The following is an 18668-nucleotide window of genomic DNA, read 5'->3' on the forward strand; positions in this document are numbered from 1 at the left end:
TCAACCTCAACCATGCCAACGCTAGCTCAGTGATAAAGAAAAGGACCATTTTATGTCTGACGTTCCTGCTATTTTGAGCGCACGGACTCATATGCAACTGCCGGGTAATGACGAGCTAATCCGTAAAATGCCCTGCCCGTCTAGTACCGCTTTAACGATCGAACGAACCCGCAATGAGGTTTCCAAAATACTCAGCGGAGATGATGACCGCCTTTTGGTTGTCGTGGGGCCCTGCTCAATTCACGATCCCATAGCCGCACTGGACTATGCGCAAAAGCTGTCGGAGATTAAAGCCCAATTTGAAGATAGTCTCTGTCTAATTATGCGCACCTACTTTGAAAAACCGCGCACCACTGTCGGCTGGAAAGGCTTTATTTACGACCCCAATTTAGATGGCAGCGCCGATATGCATACCGGGCTCACCAAGGCCCGAGAACTATTGCTCAATATCAATGCCCTGGGCCTAGGTACTGCCACTGAATTCCTGTGCCCATTGAATGCGCTCTATATCGCAGACCTGATCTCCTGGGGGGCCATCGGCGCCCGCACCACAGAGTCACAAACACACCGGGAGTTGGCCTCAGCACTCCCCTGCCCTATCGGATTTAAAAATAGTACCGACGGTAATATTAAAGTTGCAATGAATGCCATTCAGGCAGCGCAATCCCAGCAGATTTTCTGCACAACCATCCGCAACGGCAAGTTTGAAGCAATTCAATCTTCGGGCAACCCCGACTGTCATTTGATACTACGCGGTGGAAAAAAACCCAACTACCATCCAGAAGATATAGAGCAAGCGACCTGCCAACTTGAATCCGCATCGCTACCCGGCGGTATTATGGTTGACTGTAGTCACGGTAACAGCCAAAAGATACACAGTAACCAAATAGTGGTTGCAGAATCACTCTGTGAGCAAATGGTTTCCGGGCAGAAAAATATTTCAGCAGTAATGATTGAAAGCTTCCTCGAAGAAGGCAATCAAAAAATCTGTGCAGTAGAAAATATGCGCTACGGGCAATCCGTTACCGACGCCTGTATAAGCTGGAAAGATACTTGCCAAACTCTAGAAATGCTTTCAGAGGCAGTTATCAGGCGTCGTCACCTGTTCACTGCCCCACAAAATATGGAGATAGCGTTAAGCCGAAGTGTTGTATAACAACACTTCGGCACTTTTATACGCCCATCATCCCGCAGTAAAGATTTTAGATTTTTTGTGAGAATTAGGCAGTTCACGCTCTGTACTGTTAATTTTTTGGGCTGTGTCATACACACCGTAACTATCTATAGATATATAATCTCTGGAGCAAGAGCGTCAACAGAGACAACCCAAAAGATGAAGATGTACGACCTTGGAACTTAATTCTCAACCGGCATATCTCAACAATCATAATAAACCAAACAACAACATGAAATAGACATAGCAAACGCAACTGACAATGATACCCGCGCAACCCACGGAGACACACCCCTAAACCAACATAATAAGCCAGTGTAAATATTCCGAAGGTCTAAAAGAAACCTGCATTCAACTATGAACCGCAAACTCACATCGCAAACTTAAAAAATATTCATAGCCGTAACCGGGACACTTAGCAGTTGAACATTCAACTATCATCATCTCAGAAATAGCTTTGGATCTGAATCTTGGATATTCTATTACCAAGCTTGTAACCCTTAGAGTATACAGTTTCGCAGAAGAGCAAAGAGGCTTACTCCATCGCATGGCCTAACCTAGTTATATCTTATAATTTGCAGATGCGTCCACTTTTAAAGTCAGAAAATGCCCATGATTTTCATGCATCCTTCTCATGAAGTCTAAATCCAGTACCAGGCTCAAAGATACAGGCACTAATTCTAGCCGTGGAGCATGCCCACCTAAATTCACGTTCCACAGGTAGAGCCTTCCTGTTTCACAGCTTTTCTTTAGACTCATAGAGCACATACCGCAAGATTTAGCCAGACCTATATATGGCTCAAAATTCAGCTCATATTCAGGCATTTCCTTCAAATGCTTTCCCGAACCATATATCCCAACACTTGATACTTCATCGGCAGCACCAAAAAGATCTTCATAAAATAGTTTTTCTAGGCCCGCTCTATCTTTTAGCAAATAGCGATTTTCTTTCATAAGCAAATATAATATCCCAAGCAACTATTAAGCCCATACTGTACTCAGACCCGTTAGGCTAACTTGCCAAACCCAAATAAAGATCACCCAACAATACGCCCTACCATTAAATTTTACTTCTATAGACCCCCGTGTTTTTATAGACACTTAAGTATTCCCACCCCACAAAGGCAACCTATTGCTAGGGGACCTTAAAATCTCTTTTGAAAAATAGACCTCATAGGATTTTGTATTTCAACACAGAAGTATAGTTCTGGTTCAATCCTTTATACCCCCATAGAAACCAACCCCACCGACATCAATTGAGCATCAATAAGGCCCAGTGTATGCAGTACGCATACCGTTAAATTTTTAGGCTTCTTCATTGCATGATATCTCAATCTTTCGTGGGCCTTTGATAGTTTCGAGCTGTAAATACAGATTACCATCAATAGAAAGGTACTCTACATTGCCGCCTTCTTTCAACCAAAGCTCGTGCGAGACAGTTTTCTGTAGTTTATCTCCAACAGCAAAATAAGAACCATTTTTCAGAATTTTGCACTCCTCACGATATATCTTCACAACTGGACTGTATGGGTAATACCAGGCCTCGACATAAGAAAAAGTAGAGCCATCATTTGATAGATACCCACCAGAATAGCCACTAGGATTATATTTGGTAGTCCATACCGGCTTCACATTTGGCGCGGGATAAGAAAAATGAAAACCTTTGTATATATTTAGTACCCAACTATCTTTCCAAGGTGTATCTGCGACACCCTCAGGATGAACTATTGCACTCCATCCCTTGTTCTCAGACTGAACAATAAACGCACTCCAATCTGGGGGTTGATCGGCAAACAAATCTGCCGCAAGGAAAACTAATAGAAGTAGGAATTTATTCATATGCAAACCCAATGTGCAAGAATTAATCACGCGCGACCAAACTATATATTTTTTAGGGTTTGACACAATCAAAACCTCAATCATCACTGTACCATCGCAACTTACGTAGCTCAACACCGTACTCCGAAACCTTACCCGACAAGATAATACGCGAATCCACATTAACTTTTTTATATACCTCCTTCCCCGGACAAATATAATCCTCTCCGAGCCACGTAAATTCCTTAATGATTAATCTAGGGCGACATCTTCCATTCATATAATTATCCTCCTTACCTACAACCGTAACTGTAATCTCTCCATCCTTGGCGGTAAAATGATGCAGAAAAACAGGAGCCCCCCACAGGATGGCATAAGTAGGCAACATAAATAAAGCAAGCAAAAGAGCTAGACAGCTCCCCACCTTCATAAACAGCCGACCTTCAAAAGGTATTACCTCTTTTTTCATTATATATGGAGTGGAAATCAAACCTAAAAAAACAAATGCTGCAAAAGCCCAAGCCGAAACCCAAGCTGTATTGAGCTTAATTGTAATATTTACGTCGCTAAAAACTGGCAAGCATGCGAGCCCCACAAACCCTATTGTCACACCAAGGAGGGTGTATATAAATATCCTGCTTCCAAGCGTTAGAACTTGACCATCAGTAGGCAATTGACTAACGAACCTTGCCACCTTCTCGAACTCCTCTCGATAAATTTTTTTATCTTCATCAGAAAGCTCTTCAAACTCATAAAACACACCATCTATTTCTTTTTTTATTATCGTTTTATCAGAGTTTTTTTCACAACCATAGTATATACAATCTTTTTCTTTTTTAATTGCCTTCATAGAAGTTGAACCTGCTTGTTATTAATATCACAATGACGGACAGAACATTGCAGAGCAAACCTAACTCTCGATTGTATGTGACGACCTTTAACTAGCTTGTTAGCCCCGCAACATCCAACAGGGCTCTTTTGGGGTGGACCGGTACCGTTTTGTTATCACTTAATCTCTTGACGAAGAAGAAGCGGCATATACTATTTTCAGCTGACTGTTCTTTCCCAGACAATTAACTGATGCACTTCAGAGCTAAATGCAGACCCCATTATCCTGATTACCACCTCATAATCAATTTTTCTGACAAGGTCAAAATACTATTTTAAAAAAATTGATTTAAGCCCACCTGGCTCGACTATAAAAACTGCAAAACGATTATCCTGCCTGCTGCCCCATTCTTATATCAACCTACAACTCCTTGATATACCAGTTATTTTTCTTATGACCTCTCATACTTCTATAAATAACGGCCAAGATGGCCACAAATCCACAAGCTAGCGCTCACAAGTCTTTGTGGGGCTGCTAGGATTTCGGAACTGGGTGTACTAGAGAGAAAGGAGGGAAGGTTTAGATGGCCGCTCGAAAATTGATACTTGATAATGAATAGCAAATTATATCCAAAGAGCTAATTTTCAGCTGGATTACTATCTCGGACTCTTCCCCAATTCGATAGACACCAAGAATAATCTTGTTTTTGTGTGAAACCGCAGCAAAAGCTATAGTAAACTCCCTAGGAGTATTAAGCCTTATCAGCTAAAACTCCCTGTTATTCACCCTCTATAATACGTATCACATTTGGATACCTTTCAGTTGCCCACTCATGGCAAAGATCTGATAGATACTGGGTTAACTCATTTTTAGTTATGTCAGGGGGCACAAATATTCCGGCATTCCGACGCTTACCTTCAGGGCCCTGATAGAAAGTTGCCCACCCATTATCTCTTTCTTCAATGAGAACCTCTCTACCAAAAACATTATATTTGTACAAACCCATAATTTTGAGCAACTAGTCTTTCATCACACAAAACCACACCTGGATATAACACAGGTTATTCTGACTATTTAGCCCAAGAACCATAATGCCAAGAACTGAATTTGCTATGCAAATTCAAAGCATTAACGTTTAAACCAAAATTCAATTTCATCGGTTTCAACCTCAAACTGTGCAGAGTGCTCAACATTCGCAGGAACATAATACCATTGGCCCACACCAATTCTTTTAGTCATCCCATCCATTGTAAGGATAAGCTCCCCCTTCGTGATAACTCCATGATTCTCTGTATCATGCACATGCGGAGGGATAATTGTTCCCGCTGGATAAGAAGCAAATAGAACATCACTATCTTTGGCTTCCAACTTGTACGCATCGAAACGGCCATCATAAGAAGGTAGATTTTTTATTTTATCGGGATAGCTTCCTGGCATTGACTCTTCCTTTATGTGAGTACATATAACACCCGTAATACAAGCAAACTGAAACGCTTTGATAACTTTTCGGCCCGCCTCACTAGCTACCTGTATACCTCACCACCAACTCAAGAGTCAAGGGGTTAAATCTCACTCCAGAAAATAACGTGGATGCGAAAGTAATTTCACCGTAGAGTTCTGCTAATTTTTTTCACTCTTCCTCTGTCGGCTGGTAAGAGAGCATCTCACAGACCCATATACCCATACCGCCGAATATACGGATTACGTGTTCCGGCAGTTCACCTCTTATCTTTTTGCCAATGATGGCAGCTCCTAGTCCGCAGAGTGCTGGTTTGGCAAAATCCTCCTCTGATTTCTACACCGCAGTCACGACAAGTTGCTTTACCATCAGCCACTCTCTCAGCATGGTACAAATGTACTAAAGCAAGGCGCCAGACCTCTCCGTATAAAGATCGCTATAAAGTATACCCTCACTATAAATGGTCATACCAAATAAAACCATATAATATACCGTTAAACAGCTGAGATAAGTCGTGCTATATTCTTGAGCTCAACTTAGGGTTTTTCAGCCTCCTTTATTATGTGTACCGCACTCATCCGCCCTATTTAATAGGGTAAAACTCAATGCAATTAATGGTAAATTGGTAGTGACCGGATTAAATGCCTCAACAAGCAAACTCGGCATTTGAAGCATCACAAATAGCAACAGCATTGTAAGCCCAGCTATATTTAAATAGACAATGCTTTTCATTCGATAAAACACCAGGAACAACAACCCAAAGATGACCTCTAAGATTCCAGCTGCCTTCGTTATTAAATAGGATGCTTCAACTGAAAACCCTACAGTTGAAGTCATAGCTAATTCAAGAGGTGCCACATGAATCAATTTCGGAAATATCCCATGATAAATCCAGCTAAATCCAATAGTAATTCTTGCTATTTGTATTGAGTTCAACTTATTACCCCATATCAAACCTAATGTTGATAGCAAGAACCAGACGGAGCTGCTCCGCCTAATTCAAGCTGTTGTAAACGGCACTAGCCAGCTATCCTCTAGCGATCGCCGTTCGCTAACCACTACCCGATAAATTTACGGGAAAAACACCATATTTTCCACGTCAATTAACACTACTATCGGTTTTACGCAATAACACAAAGATTTTTAGAGCTATCAGCTTAAAGTGAAGCCCTGCAAATGGAACCATGATACCAGGTTGAAGAGTGGCGTTCTGCTAACACGTACAAATAGAGGCTTTTGTATTTGACATCTACAAATATTCTAAAACTGACCACAACCATAACTGGGACAGAAATATACTTCCCGCTCCCTTTCCACACCACCGAATATAGGAGGTACGCACTGCGGCGATTTACCTTCTCACTTTTTATGACAGTAAAAAGGGAGTCTACAATATATCTTTTCGATAATAACCGATAAAGGGCCGAATTTTTTGGTCACTATAGATTATGGGCAGGTTTTATATACTTCACTCAACCCGCATAGAAAACCTAACCCCAAAAGTCAATACTTTGCTATCGACCTCACAACAAATAACGATCACGCTTACGCTTAGAGATAGGGCAAGCAGTATAAAAAATAGAATCAAAATATTTAGATTTCTTTTCTGCGTCCACAGCTGCTTATGCCACCGCACCTAGGCGAGATTGGGTACTGGGGACAAGCCCCAGAAAGAAGTGAAAGCACTGATTTGCTTTTTCGCCCTACCAGACATAGTAGATCATTGCAAATGACCAGCTTACATACAAATACATTGCAAGAATAAATGAAATATTAGCAGCTTTTATTTCCCAGCTTGCCTCAGGCTTTCCCATCTTAATTAAGTTAACGATTGCCTGGCCACCATTTAGCACAGTTAGCGGCAACAAATTAAAGGCGACCAACTTAATCTGCACAGTTGCTATGATAGAAATTAGCGAGCTTTGTTGAATAAAATCCCGCGACCTTTGGATAAGATCTTGCCCAGTTGATAGGGGGTTAAGTCCGCCTAAAATAATCTCTTGAAAAGCCGAAACGAATAAGTTCAGACTATCCCTCCCCAGGAATAAATATGATATAAAAAATACCACAATACAGCCTGATAAAGGTAAGAACACCTGAACCCCAAGCGGCTGGCCGTCCAATGTATATCTCTTCTCTTCCTCGTTTAATGTATCTTCTCTAGAATCTAAAGTTCTGACGTATCCACTAATGGGTATTGGTTGAATTTTGAGCTTATCTATACTCAACAGGGTCGGTCCTACACCATATGAAAGCTCTTTAATCTTGACACCAAAAAGTACCAAGAACGCCGCGATCGTTGATATATGGAGGATCATGAAAATTTTTATAGATATTAATAATTCGATCATAGATATCAGTTAACGTTTCCAATAGGCCTAACCGGAGCACTTAGCGAGTGAAGCGCGCTGTACAGGCTAACTTGCTTGCATATTATCAACCCGCCTTGACCGGCAATTAATCAATTATTTTATAGTAATTTTATCCTGCCGCCTATCAATACCCCGCAGCCCCATAGGGACCAAAACCCTTGCGATATACTAATAGGGTCCTTTTGTAAGAGCAGACCTGTTCTCCGTGTTGATTTTGGGCGCGGGAATAGATACTGAGCAGACCTCGGTCCGAGCGCGACTTTGACTCCCGCTTTGAGAGTATTTCAGATTCAAAATACAAGGTATCCCCCACATAAACCGGCTGTAGCTCACAATCAATCATCTCTAAATTGGCCAAAACCTTACCAAAGGTTTTTGTGGTCTGCGCCATAGCGCTAAGAACGAAGGTTTCTAAAACGCGCGCTCTATTACCGTATACTCGATGCGCATAGATCTGATCGGGGATAAATGGAGTTAGATCAAAGGAGTGCAATGCATAGTTGGTGCAACTGGCCTGGGTAAATGTGCGACCCGGGCGATGCTCAAAAATCTGGCCCACCTCAAAATCTTCAAAATCTATACCGAAAGTTTCTATATAAACGTTATCTTCCACTTCCCGTAAGAAGCTAAACGATTCTTTCATTAAGACCACCTAAATTGTGAAGCTACACTTTATCAATAGCCGTTAGCAGAGAAAGGCAGATGATTGCGTTTATAAACCAATATATCGCAACGCATTTCACAGATGGTTTTTCTATCCTGATTTTTGCCGTAAACAGCTATATTTACCAAACCGGCGTCGGAGTGTTGCCGGACTGCCTGCACCTCTAAAACCTCAGTTTCTGCATACAGGGTATTCCCCCCGTAGACTGGAGCAACCATGGTTATGCTACCCCAGCCAATAATTTTCTTGCGGCGATTGTAGGTCTTCCAAGTCAACCCCATTAACTTTTGCACAATTAATGTGGTATCCACCAGCGGCCGAGCAAATTCGGTCTGGGCGGTATAGCATTCGTCAAAGTGCAGCATTGCTTGGTTTAAGGTATTAATACACTCCTCTTTATTGTCCTGTTGGCTGATAGTCACTCCCGGCCTGTGTCGGAATACCTGCCCTACTTTGAAGTCTTCAAAATCGAGACCATAACGCTCCCGGTAGCGGTTTTTTCCAGTGCGGATATAAGCCGGGAAGTGATAATGGGGCATAAGAACCTCTAAGCCGGTAAAGACAGAAGGTAAACGCCTGGATAGGCTTGAAATGGTCTGCTGTAATCAGACTCCTTTGGCGGCGGCGACAATTTTCAGGGCCCGCTCCACCACCGGCATATCCACCATTTGGCCATCGACAACCAATACTCCACCGCAGTTTTGCTCGTAAGCTTGTACAACGCGCCGCGCGTGGGACAGGGCTTCACTTGACGGGGCCAATCCCCGGTGAATCGCGACAATTTGTCTGGGGTGGATAGCCACTTTTCCAGAGAATCCCAGCGCGGAAACTCGCCGGGTTTCATGCAACAAGCCCTCGTTATCCTCAATATCCAGCCAGGGGCCGTCTACTGCGTGTATGCCGGCAAAAGCTGCGGCTTGTACCAGCCTACCTCTACCGTAGTGGAGCGCGTCCCAACCCATGTCCGAGCCCACCGCTGCGCTGTAGTCGGCAGTGCCAAAGGCCAGACAAACGACTCCGTCCGCCTGGGCAATACTCAAGGCGTTTTCCAAACCTTTCGGCGACTCAAGCAAAGCCATAATTCTAATAGTTTTATGGGAGGGGGCCATTACCTGGCAGAATCCAACAACCTCTTCTGCCGACTGTACCTTGGGTATAATAATAATGTCCGGCAATCGGTCCAGGGCTAATAGCATTAGCATATCTTTAATGCCGTGATCACTTTCGAGTTCATTAATTCTTAGCGCTCGCTGAATTTTTAAATCGCTCTCCATAGTAAAGAATCTGATCACCTGCTCCCTGGCCATATCTTTATCCCCCAGCGCCACAGCATTTTCCAAGTCTACGCAGGCGATATCAGCTCCACTCTGGATGGCCTTTTTATAGCGGTCAGGCCGGGTGGCGGGAACAAATAGAACACTTCGGAACAGCTGAGTTTGATTGGTGATACTGCCCATATAGTTAAACTCTCACACTAAATCAAGTAATGACCACCTGAAATCATTTGTTTCCAACTCTAGGGAGCGGCCTTTCACCAAGACTAGCAACTCTGGTCCGGAAAATATCGCGCAGCCATAACCCCTGTAATCGACTGGCCATCCCCACCAAAAATAGGTTTACATGAAGCCATCCGGGAATACCGGATAATTCGCAGGCTCCGCAACCCTATAGGGCAAAGGCCTTTGTTCTATGCTAGGGGATAGAGCAAACCCTTTTTAGTGGGATATCCCAGCATGTTACCTCTGTCTGGATTGCGGATTGTGGCGGTAGAGCAGTACGGTGCAGGTCCTTTTGGCACACTCTATCTGGCCAATTTGGGAGCTGAAATCATTAAAGTTGAAGATATCTCCCGTGGAGGGGACGTAGCTCGCACTGTGGGCCCCTATTTTGTGGAGGGTGAATCCGGGGATAATAGCAGTCTTTTTTTTCAGGCTTTCAATCACAATAAGCGCAGCCTGTCCCTCAATCTCTCTTCGCCCAAGGGTCAGGAAATTTTACACAAACTGATCCTCAGCGCGGATGCTCTCACCGATAATTTACGCGGAGACGTGCCGGACAAGCTGGGGATTACTTACAAGCAGCTGGGAAAAATAAACCCGAAACTTGTTTGTGCCCACCTGACCGCTTACGGTCGCGATGGCGATAGGGCCAAGTGGCCGGGCTACGATTATCCTGTGCAGGCGGAAGTGGGCTATTTCAAACTGACTGGCGAACCCGATGGCCCGCCAACCCGCTGCGGCCTATCCCTGGTGGATTTATCCACCGGTGTGGCCCTCGCGCTGGCGGTTGTTTCTGGAATACTGAATGCCAGGGAAACCGGTAGGGGGCGAGATATCGATGTCAGCCTGTTTGACAACGCTTTGTACAATTTAAGCTACGTCGCCATGTGGCAATTGAATGCGGGGCACAACCAAAAGCGGGTGCCGCGATCTGCGCACTTCTCCCTAAACCCCTGCCAATTGTATAAAACCCAGGACGATTGGATTTACGTGATGTGCAATAAGGAAAAATTCTGGGCGGCTCTCTGTCAATGTATCGAACACCCAGAGTTAACCGAAGCAGCGCAGTTTGCCAACTTTAAGGCGCGCAGGGAAAATTTGCAGGAATTGACTCGAACACTCGATGACATACTATCCAGAAAAACTACCGCAGAGTGGTTAAGTATTTTTTCCGGTCAAGTGCCGGCGGCCCCGGTATACGATGTGGCGCAGGCGCTGACAAACCCTTTTGTTTCTGCAACTGACCGTATTCAGTCCATCCCCTGTGATCACGGCGGGGATATTAAAGTCCTGGCACCGCCAATTCGCTGTGATGGAGAGAGGGTCAAATTCAGGCGGGCACCCACCCTGGGGGAAGATACCAAGGCAATTCTGACTGAACTGGGTTACTCCGATGCGGAAATAACCCAGCTGGCCAACTGCGGAATTATTTGAAAGCAGCCATTCTCAATCGTCGAGAATCTGAAAACTCTCCGCCAATAACTGCGCCTGCAGTGACGACCACTGATTCTGGGGAAGTGAAATAGGTACGGTAACCCTGCTGGCGTACTCCGCCTGGCCACACTGCCCCTGGTGTCGCCCCACTAAAAAACGCAGGCGCGCCTCCTGGGCAAAATCACAGCAAATCGACATATGGACTAAAGGGATAAAGGGCTGCAAGGGGATATCTTGCAAAGCGGCACCCACCGCACCGCGATAAGCCCGCATCAAGCCGCCAACCCCGAGCTTGGTGCCGCCAAAATAGCGGGTCACAATAGCTCCCACGTTGCCAACCCCCTGCTTCAGCAGTAACTCCAACATCGGCCGCCCGGCACTGCCCCCCGGCTCACCGTCGTCATCTGCTTGCATAGCGTCGGGATTGGAGGGGTTGCCGATTACCAGTGCGGTACAGTGGTGGCTGGCATCGGGGTATTGAGCGCGGACAGTATCCAGCTGTTGCTGAAAAGCCGCTTTATCTTCTACTGGCCCCAGCCAGCAGATAAAACGGCTCTTCTTTTCTTCCGTCTCACTGACAACGGGAGATGAGGGAATCTGATAATTCACCGACAATATCGTCCCAGCGCTGGTTTTTTAATTTCTCATACAGGGGCTGAAGCTTGGTCTGCCAGACTTTGTTGTCGACAACACCCACGTGCTTGCAGCGAATTGTTCCCTCGGCGTCCACCAGGAAGGTTTCCGGTGCACCGAAAACCCCCAGGTCCAGGGCCAAACGGCCATCCCGATCAGCCAGGCTATACAGGTAGGGGTTGTGGAATTTCTCCAACCACTTGATCGCCGCCTCGTCCTCATCTTTGAGGTTAACGCCAACAATCGGCACACCCTGCTCAGCCAGAGCGTTCAGGTAGGGGTGTTCAACCCGGCAGGCCACACACCAAGTCGCCCACACATTCAACAAATGTGGGCCACTGGGAAGGTCTTTCTTCTCTACAACCTGGCTGTTATCCGCCACTTTTTGCAAGGAAAATTCCGGCACGGGCTTATTCAGCAGTGCCGATGGCATTTCCTGTGGGTTCAGGAAGAGGCCCCGCCAAAATAACAGGGCCAGTACGGCAAAAATCACCAGGGGCAAAAAGAGTTTGAGTCTCGACATTATCCTTTCCAACTATTATGCCGTAGCAACATTGCCTGAAACGTCTAGCGCCTTAGCGACTTTCGCTTTGCGGTAGCGCTTATCCGCCACCGCAATAGCTCCACCGATCGCCATCAGCAGTGAGCCCAGCCAAATCCAAACCACAAAGGCTTTGTACTGGAGGCGCACGGCCCAATCGCCACTGGGATTGGACCTGTCCAGCGGCTCACCGAGGGCCACATAGATATCGCGGAAGAGGCCAGTATCGATCGCCGCCTCTGTCATGGTGTTGCCACCAGACAGATAATTGCGCTTCTGCGGGTGCAGCTCCGCAACCGGCTCGCCATCCTTGCTGACATGCAAGACACCTTCAAAGGCCCGGTAATTGGGCCCCTGGGCCATACGCACACCATCAAATTTGAACTCGTAACCGGAAACTTGGAAGCTGTCCCCTGCCCCCATACGCACATCTTCCTCGACGCTGTAGACGGTGGTCAGCACCACCCCCAGTACCGAAACCGCAAGGCCGATATGCGCGATATGCATACCGTAGTAACTGGCTCTCTGGCGCTTGAGACCGGCAAAGAATGAGCTGGAATTGCGGGTCTTGGCCACGATATCAGCGAGACTGGAGGCAAAGACCCAGAGACCAATAAAGATACCCAGTGCCGCTCCCCAGTGGAAATCTCCCAGGGCCAGGGTCCACAGCAAGGCAACTACCAGCGAAGCGACAAATGGCAAACGCCATGCGCTCAGCAGCTTATCCCAGCGGCTGTCTTTCCAGTTGGCGCGCACCCCCATTCCCAGCAGCAGACACAGAACAACCGTCAGCGGCACAAAGAACAGATTGAAGAAGGGCGGGCCCACACTGACCTTACCCCAGTTCATGGCGTCGGCCAGCAGCGGATACAGAGTGCCGGTCAGAACCATCCCCATAATCAACATCAACAGAATATTATTGCCGAGCAGGAAGGTCTCCAGTGAGCGGAAAGAGAAAACACTGCGCGCGCTGACAGTCGGTGCGCGCAGTGCGAACAACAACAGAGAGCTGCCAATAACCACAGCCAGGAAGCCCAGGATAAAGCTTCCGCGCAGCGGGTCTGTGGCAAAGGCATGCACCGAGGTAATAACCCCGGAGCGCACCAGGAAGGTTCCGAGCAGGCTAAGGCTGAAGGCGAAAATCGCCAGCAGGATAGTCCAACTCTTAAACAGGCCGCGCTTCTCAGTCACCGCCAGGGAGTGCATCAAGGCCGTGCCCACCAGCCAGGGCATCAGGGACGCGTTCTCAACCGGGTCCCAGAACCACCAGCCGCCCCAGCCCAATTCGTAATAGGCCCACCAGCTGCCCAGGGCAATACCCAGGGTTAGGAAGCCCCAGGCCACCGCAGTCCAGGGTCTGGCCCAGCGAGCCCACACCGCATCCAGCTGGCCGCCGAGCAGCGCGGCAATGGCAAAGGCGAAGGCCACCGAGAAGCCCACATACCCCATATACAGCAGGGGCGGATGGAAAATCATACCCGGGTCCTGCAACAGCGGGTTCAGGTCTGAACCCTCCATCGGCGGAAATGGCAGGGTGCGATCAAACGGGTTGGAGGTGAATAGGATAAACAGGAAGAAGCCGATCAAGACAAAACCGAGCACGGATAAAACCCGCGCAGACAGCTCTTCGGGCAACTGTTTACCAAACAGCGCTACGGCCGCAGCCCAGCCCGCCTGAATCAAAAGCCACAACAGGATCGAGCCCTCGTGCCCGCCCCAAACAGCAGTGACTTTGTAATAAACCGGCAGAATACTGTTGGAGTTCTGCGCAACGTAATTAACCGTAAAATCACTCTGCACAAAGGAAGTCGTCAGGCAGGCAAACGCGATCAATACAAAAGCAAAAATACCCAGGGCCAGCGGGCGTCCCGCCTCCATCCACACCGGACGCGATGAGTAGCTGCCGGCCATCGGCACTGTCGCGAGAGCAATAGAAAGCAGCAAGCCAATAATTAATGCAAAATGGCCCAGCTCAGGGATCATATTTTCGCTCCATCGGTGCAACCTTCGTGGGAGACCATGGTATCGGCAACCTCCGGCGGGGTATAAGTTTCATCGTGTTTGGCCAGTACCTGGTCCGCACGCAGAACACCGTTGGGCATCAGCTGACCGGTAATAACTGCCGCTTCTCCCTCGGCAAAAAGGTCCGGTAAGATTTTGTCAAAAACAACGGAGAGTTGGGCCTCGCCATCGGTAATCACAAACTGCACATCAAGGCTATCTACAGCGCGCTGCACACTGCCCGGGACGACACATCCACCCGCACGAATTCGCTTCTCCATAGGGACTTCACCCGCTGCAAAAGCCTTGGGGGCATAGAAATAATCGATATTGCCGCGCATCGCATAGGCTACAAAGCCCACGGCTGCACTGGACAAAACCACCAAAACAAGTACGAGTATTAGGCGTTGCTTGCGTACAGGGTGCATTGTCTTAGTCCTACTCCATAACTATTTAATTCTGTTCGCGGATAGGTTCTCCAGCACCCTACCCACTAGAATCCGGCAAATTAAAATTAAGCCGGCTCCTCTGCTGTTTCTTTTTCTTTGGCTTGTGTGCGCTCACTGACTACCTGACGGCGGCGCTGGGCCAGTTTTTGCTGGCGCGCCAGCTCTGCCTGTAGCCCCCGGCGGGCAATAAACGGATAGAAGGCCATTGCCGCGAGACACAGGAAAGTCACCGCATAAGACACCCATACGTAAGCGCCATGGCCATTCATCGCCAGGAACTCGGCCAAGTTGGCAAATTGAAATTCCACTCTATCGACCTCCCGCTAGCTCTTCCTGTACCCACTTGGTGCGCATCTCACGCTTCAACAGCAGAGTGCGGGTGTGGGTCAGCAGGGTCCAGGCGTACAGACAGTAAAAACCGATAATCATGGTCAGCAGTGGGTAAAACATACTCGGATCAATACTGCTGGACTCGGTCAGGCGAATTGTCGCGGGCTGGTGCAGGGTAAACCACCAGTCCACAGACTTATAAATAATGGGGATATTAACTGTGCCCACTAAAGCCAATAGTGCGGAGGCTTTATCGGCAACCTGCTCTCGGCTCACCGCGCGGGAAAGGGCCATAACCCCGATATAGAGAAACAGGAGGATCAGCATTGAAGTAATGCGAGCATCCCACACCCAGTAGGCTCCCCAGGTAGGCTTGCCCCACACAGCGCCGGTAAACAATGAGATAAACGTCAACACCGCGCCGATCGGCGCCGCAGCGCGCATCACGGCAAAGGAGAGTTTCATCTTCCAGATCAGGCCGATAGCGCCGCTGATCGCCATAATGTAATAACCGGCCAGGGCCAGGAAAGCGGCGGGTACATGGATAAAGATAATCCGGTAGCTATTGCCCTGTTTGGCATCCTCCGGGGCAAAACCCAGGCCCCAGACACTGCCAACAGCGAGCAATAAAACACTAGCCAGCGCCAGCCAGGGCAACCAGGCTTCAGATTTTTGATAGAACCAGCGGGGCGAACCCAGGCGGTGAAACCATTGCCAAGCCAAGAAAGACCTCCGAATCAATTATCCAGGCTAATACGTATTGCACCCGCAGCAGCGAGTGGCGCCAGTGCCGCAGCCGCTGCGAGAAGTGCGGCCAAAATCGCCAGTTGAGCGCTGTAGGTATAGCCGTCAATTGCCGCCTGTACCGCGCCAGTGCCGAAGATTAGCACGGGCACATACAGCGGCATAACAATTAGTGCCAGGAGCAAACCGGGGCGGCGCAAGGCGACGGTGAGCGCCGCTCCAATAGCCCCAATCAAGCTCAAGCTCGCGGTTCCCAACAGCAGGGAAACCAGCAAACAAACGTAACCATCCACGGGCAAGTTCAGCATCAGGGCGAGCAATGGCGACAGCAGTGCCAGCGGCAGGCCTGTGGCAATCCAGTGCACCAGGGATTTGGCAAGCACCGCAAAATAGAGCGGTTGCGGTAACAGGGTGAGCTGCTCCAGGGTGCCATCTTCAAAATCACCCCGAAACAGACTCTCCTGAGAGAGCATGGTGGCCAGCAGGGCCATTACCCAGATCATGCCCGGGGCCATCTTTGCCAGAAGTTCGGGCTCAGGTCCCACCCCTAAAGGCAAAAGTGCTAAAACCGTCACAAAAAATAATAACGGATTGGCAATATCTGCTCGCTTTCGCAATGCCAGGAGCATTTCAATCCGAAACAGCGCCATAAAACCGGGGCCGCCACGCACTTCGCCCGCCGGCGCTTTGACATCAGCAGGCAACATCCGCTCCCCCAAAATCATCAAAAGATTCAGCAACCGAGTAGTCAGACAAATTGACCGCACTGAGTCCGGTCAGCGACAGGGGCTGGTGGGAGGTCAGCAGGATCGCCCCCCCACTGTGAAGGTGAGCGGCCATCTGCGTTTCCAGAGCGGCAACTCCCACTACGTCGAGGGCGGTGAGGGGCTCATCGAGTATCCACAAACGGGGGGAGTTGGGCAGGAACAATCGGGCCAGGGCGACCCGTCGATTCTGCCCAGCGGAAAGCGAGTGACACAGGCTGTCTTCAAAGCCTGTCAGGTCGACTTTATCCAACGCAGTGAGCGCGTCCTCCTGGTGAGCCCCATACCAGCTGAGGTTTTCCAGCGGCGTCAGACCACTGCGCACCCCGCCCCGGTGGCCTATATACAACAGGGACTCCCGCAGGGCCGGCAGCGACTGCGGATAGGGGGAGCCACACCAGAGGATCTCTCCAGTGAAATCACTGCTGCTGCCAATCAAAGTGCGCAGCAGGGTGGTCTTACCCGCACCATTGCTTCCTTTGATCTGAATCGCAGTACCGGCCTTTAAAGAGAACCGCAGGCCCTCAAACAAGCGCCGACCATCCCTTTCGCAGGCGAGATCACTCACTTGCAGCACAACTTGGGACTTGGGAGTCACAGACATTTCAGGATAAAACCGCTCTGACAAAATCTGGCCGGCATTATACCGGGACCAGCGCTAATTGCATTGCCTCAGCCGATAACAATTCAGTCACACTTGATCTTTCGCAAGAATGCCCACTTATTCACATCGGAAAACGCTATTTACGTTGGCAGGGAATGACCGTTTTGATACTTTCCCAGCGTCGTGAAACTCCGTACCTATTTCTCGCTGTACCCCAAGGAAGTGGGTGTTCTCAGCAGTCGACATAAGACTGGAACCCGAAAGGGCCAATACTTTCGTTCGTAAGGATGCGTGTCTATGACCAACCTCGCCACCCCTATCGCCCCCTGGCTCGATGCCAATACGATAACCGGCCGGGAAAGCCAGATTTACCAGCGGCCATTTCCCTTCTTCATCGCCGAGAACTTATTGGCAGAGGAGCTTATGGCATCCTTTATTAAAGATTTCCCCCAGCTCAAAGGAGCCGGCTACCTTCCCTACGATAGAAGTAGCTGTGGCACCACAATCAATGAACTTATTGAACAATTTAGAGCGCCGGCGTTTGCCGATGCTATCGGCAACAACTTAGGTATTGAGAATCTCTCTCAATACCCAACCTATGTTTCTATTAGCCGCACACTCAAGAAACGTCACGGCCGCATCCATACCGACGGCCAATCAAAAATTGCCACCGCCCTACTCTACCTCAACCCAGAGTGGTCTCTGGATGGCACCGGGTGTCTGCGCTTCTTAAACAGTGGCGACAATTTTGAGGATACCGCAGCTCCGGAAGTTAGACCCACCTATGGCACCCTGGCCGCATTTAAGCGAGCGGACAACTCCTTCCACGGACACTTGCCCTTCGAGGGCAAGAGACTGGTTATCCAAGTGGCCTGGCTGGTCAGTGACGCCGACAAAAACAGGAAGGCCAAGCGCGGCAAGTTCGCTTCAAAGCTTAAACGCTTGCTGGGCGGGTTTAAGGATAACTCAGCAATCGCATAAAACCTGTAAACTGCGGCCATCTCTAACCAATAACACAAAGCCCGCTTACCAAGCGGGCCCAAGGCCCTGAAAGATTCACTTCTCAATATACCCCTGATAAGTTCCAGCTCCCACTTTCAAGAAGCAATAAACCCGGGAGCCTGGGAATAATTCCGTAATATTCCTGTGGGCTTTGACGGCTACAGATGCTAGACGCAACTCGCCGCAAGTACTCACCACCACTGATGAGAGCTGCAACACAGCAGCTTGGGAGAGCTAATTAATAAATGAGATAAGAAGGGAAGATAGCGGGCCGGCGTTTTCTAAGCACAACAAAATCTTTACCGGAAAATACAAGGGCGTGACGGACAGGAAAGGCAAGTTTTTAATTAA

The 18668-nt window shown here is 48.4% G+C and carries 21 protein-coding genes; 3 read left to right on the forward strand and 18 right to left on the reverse strand.

The window, feature by feature from the left end:
• Positions 1 to 52: 52 nt before the first annotated feature.
• Complete coding sequence (locus ACJJIK_RS07085; RefSeq protein ID WP_444944593.1) at positions 53 to 1156, forward strand: 3-deoxy-7-phosphoheptulonate synthase; 1104 nt, start codon at positions 53 to 55, stop codon at positions 1154 to 1156.
• A gap of 579 nt (positions 1157 to 1735) precedes the next feature.
• On the opposite strand, the gene ACJJIK_RS07090 is transcribed toward ACJJIK_RS07085, so the two are convergent.
• From ACJJIK_RS07090 to ACJJIK_RS07135, 10 genes are all read right to left on the reverse strand, one after another.
• A complete protein-coding gene (locus ACJJIK_RS07090) occupies positions 1736 to 2128 on the reverse strand; it encodes a hypothetical protein (protein ID WP_444944594.1) in 393 nt (130 codons plus the stop codon).
• Positions 2129 to 2479: 351 nt separating this feature from the next.
• Positions 2480 to 3013: a hypothetical protein gene (locus tag ACJJIK_RS07095; protein WP_444944595.1), complete on the reverse strand. Its 534-nt coding sequence runs from the start codon at positions 3011 to 3013 to the stop codon at positions 2480 to 2482.
• 76 nt (positions 3014 to 3089) lie between these two features.
• Positions 3090 to 3842 (reverse strand): hypothetical protein, encoded by a 753-nt coding sequence (locus tag ACJJIK_RS07100; RefSeq protein WP_444944596.1) that lies wholly within the window; start codon positions 3840 to 3842, stop codon positions 3090 to 3092.
• Positions 3843 to 4599: 757 nt separating this feature from the next.
• Positions 4600 to 4827, reverse strand: coding sequence for a DUF7661 family protein (locus tag ACJJIK_RS07105; RefSeq protein ID WP_444932300.1), 228 nt, complete (start codon positions 4825 to 4827; stop codon positions 4600 to 4602).
• A 122-nt stretch (positions 4828 to 4949) separates the two neighbouring features.
• Entirely contained in the window at positions 4950 to 5258 is a 309-nt protein-coding gene (locus ACJJIK_RS07110; RefSeq protein WP_444930484.1) for a cupin domain-containing protein, read from the reverse strand.
• A gap of 568 nt (positions 5259 to 5826) precedes the next feature.
• A complete protein-coding gene (locus ACJJIK_RS07115; protein ID WP_444944597.1) occupies positions 5827 to 6216 on the reverse strand; it encodes a DoxX-like family protein in 390 nt (129 codons plus the stop codon).
• A gap of 767 nt (positions 6217 to 6983) precedes the next feature.
• A complete protein-coding gene (locus tag ACJJIK_RS07120; protein ID WP_444944598.1) occupies positions 6984 to 7631 on the reverse strand; it encodes a site-2 protease family protein in 648 nt (215 codons plus the stop codon).
• Positions 7632 to 7776: 145 nt separating this feature from the next.
• Positions 7777 to 8295, reverse strand: coding sequence for a MaoC family dehydratase (locus tag ACJJIK_RS07125; protein ID WP_444930481.1), 519 nt, complete (start codon positions 8293 to 8295; stop codon positions 7777 to 7779).
• A gap of 32 nt (positions 8296 to 8327) precedes the next feature.
• Positions 8328 to 8855 carry a MaoC family dehydratase gene (locus tag ACJJIK_RS07130; RefSeq protein ID WP_444930480.1) on the reverse strand — a complete coding sequence of 176 codons (528 nt, stop codon included), beginning with the start codon at positions 8853 to 8855 and terminating at the stop codon, positions 8328 to 8330.
• Positions 8856 to 8921: 66 nt separating this feature from the next.
• Positions 8922 to 9773 carry an HpcH/HpaI aldolase/citrate lyase family protein gene (locus ACJJIK_RS07135; RefSeq protein WP_444944599.1) on the reverse strand — a complete coding sequence of 284 codons (852 nt, stop codon included), beginning with the start codon at positions 9771 to 9773 and terminating at the stop codon, positions 8922 to 8924.
• Positions 9774 to 10049: 276 nt separating this feature from the next.
• Here ACJJIK_RS07135 and ACJJIK_RS07140 point away from each other — a divergent pair, with 276 nt between their 5' ends.
• Positions 10050 to 11249: a CaiB/BaiF CoA transferase family protein gene (locus tag ACJJIK_RS07140; RefSeq protein ID WP_444944600.1), complete on the forward strand. Its 1200-nt coding sequence runs from the start codon at positions 10050 to 10052 to the stop codon at positions 11247 to 11249.
• A 12-nt stretch (positions 11250 to 11261) separates the two neighbouring features.
• On the opposite strand, the gene ACJJIK_RS07145 is transcribed toward ACJJIK_RS07140, so the two are convergent.
• From ACJJIK_RS07145 to ccmA, 8 genes are all read right to left on the reverse strand, one after another.
• Positions 11262 to 11858, reverse strand: a complete 597-nt coding sequence (locus tag ACJJIK_RS07145; protein WP_444945043.1) for an IMPACT family protein — start codon at positions 11856 to 11858, stop codon at positions 11262 to 11264.
• A complete protein-coding gene (locus ACJJIK_RS07150) occupies positions 11821 to 12405 on the reverse strand; it encodes a DsbE family thiol:disulfide interchange protein (RefSeq protein ID WP_444930476.1) in 585 nt (194 codons plus the stop codon). The genes ACJJIK_RS07145 and ACJJIK_RS07150 overlap by 38 nt, the downstream gene beginning before the upstream one ends.
• 15 nt (positions 12406 to 12420) lie before the next feature.
• A complete protein-coding gene (locus ACJJIK_RS07155; RefSeq protein ID WP_444930475.1) occupies positions 12421 to 14406 on the reverse strand; it encodes a heme lyase CcmF/NrfE family subunit in 1986 nt (661 codons plus the stop codon).
• Positions 14403 to 14852 carry a cytochrome c maturation protein CcmE gene (locus ACJJIK_RS07160; protein ID WP_444930474.1) on the reverse strand — a complete coding sequence of 150 codons (450 nt, stop codon included), beginning with the start codon at positions 14850 to 14852 and terminating at the stop codon, positions 14403 to 14405. The genes ACJJIK_RS07155 and ACJJIK_RS07160 overlap by 4 nt, the downstream gene beginning before the upstream one ends.
• Before the next feature lie 86 nt (positions 14853 to 14938).
• Positions 14939 to 15181, reverse strand: coding sequence for a heme exporter protein CcmD (gene ccmD / locus ACJJIK_RS07165; protein ID WP_444930473.1), 243 nt, complete (start codon positions 15179 to 15181; stop codon positions 14939 to 14941).
• Between the two features lies 1 nt (position 15182).
• A complete protein-coding gene (locus ACJJIK_RS07170; RefSeq protein WP_444930472.1) occupies positions 15183 to 15926 on the reverse strand; it encodes a heme ABC transporter permease in 744 nt (247 codons plus the stop codon).
• Positions 15927 to 15940: 14 nt separating this feature from the next.
• Positions 15941 to 16654, reverse strand: a complete 714-nt coding sequence (gene ccmB / locus ACJJIK_RS07175) for a heme exporter protein CcmB (RefSeq protein WP_444930471.1) — start codon at positions 16652 to 16654, stop codon at positions 15941 to 15943.
• On the reverse strand, positions 16641 to 17315 hold the full coding sequence (ccmA, locus tag ACJJIK_RS07180) for a cytochrome c biogenesis heme-transporting ATPase CcmA (RefSeq protein WP_444930470.1): 675 nt from the start codon (positions 17313 to 17315) through the stop codon (positions 16641 to 16643). Before ccmA ends, ccmB begins: the two co-directional genes overlap by 14 nt.
• Before the next feature lie 297 nt (positions 17316 to 17612).
• On the opposite strand from ccmA, the gene ACJJIK_RS07185 reads away from it, so the two are divergent.
• Positions 17613 to 18296 carry a 2OG-Fe(II) oxygenase gene (locus ACJJIK_RS07185; protein ID WP_444930469.1) on the forward strand — a complete coding sequence of 228 codons (684 nt, stop codon included), beginning with the start codon at positions 17613 to 17615 and terminating at the stop codon, positions 18294 to 18296.
• Positions 18297 to 18668 lie beyond the last annotated feature (372 nt).

This window comes from Microbulbifer regidiadema (SeqCode), from assembly GCF_052466995.1.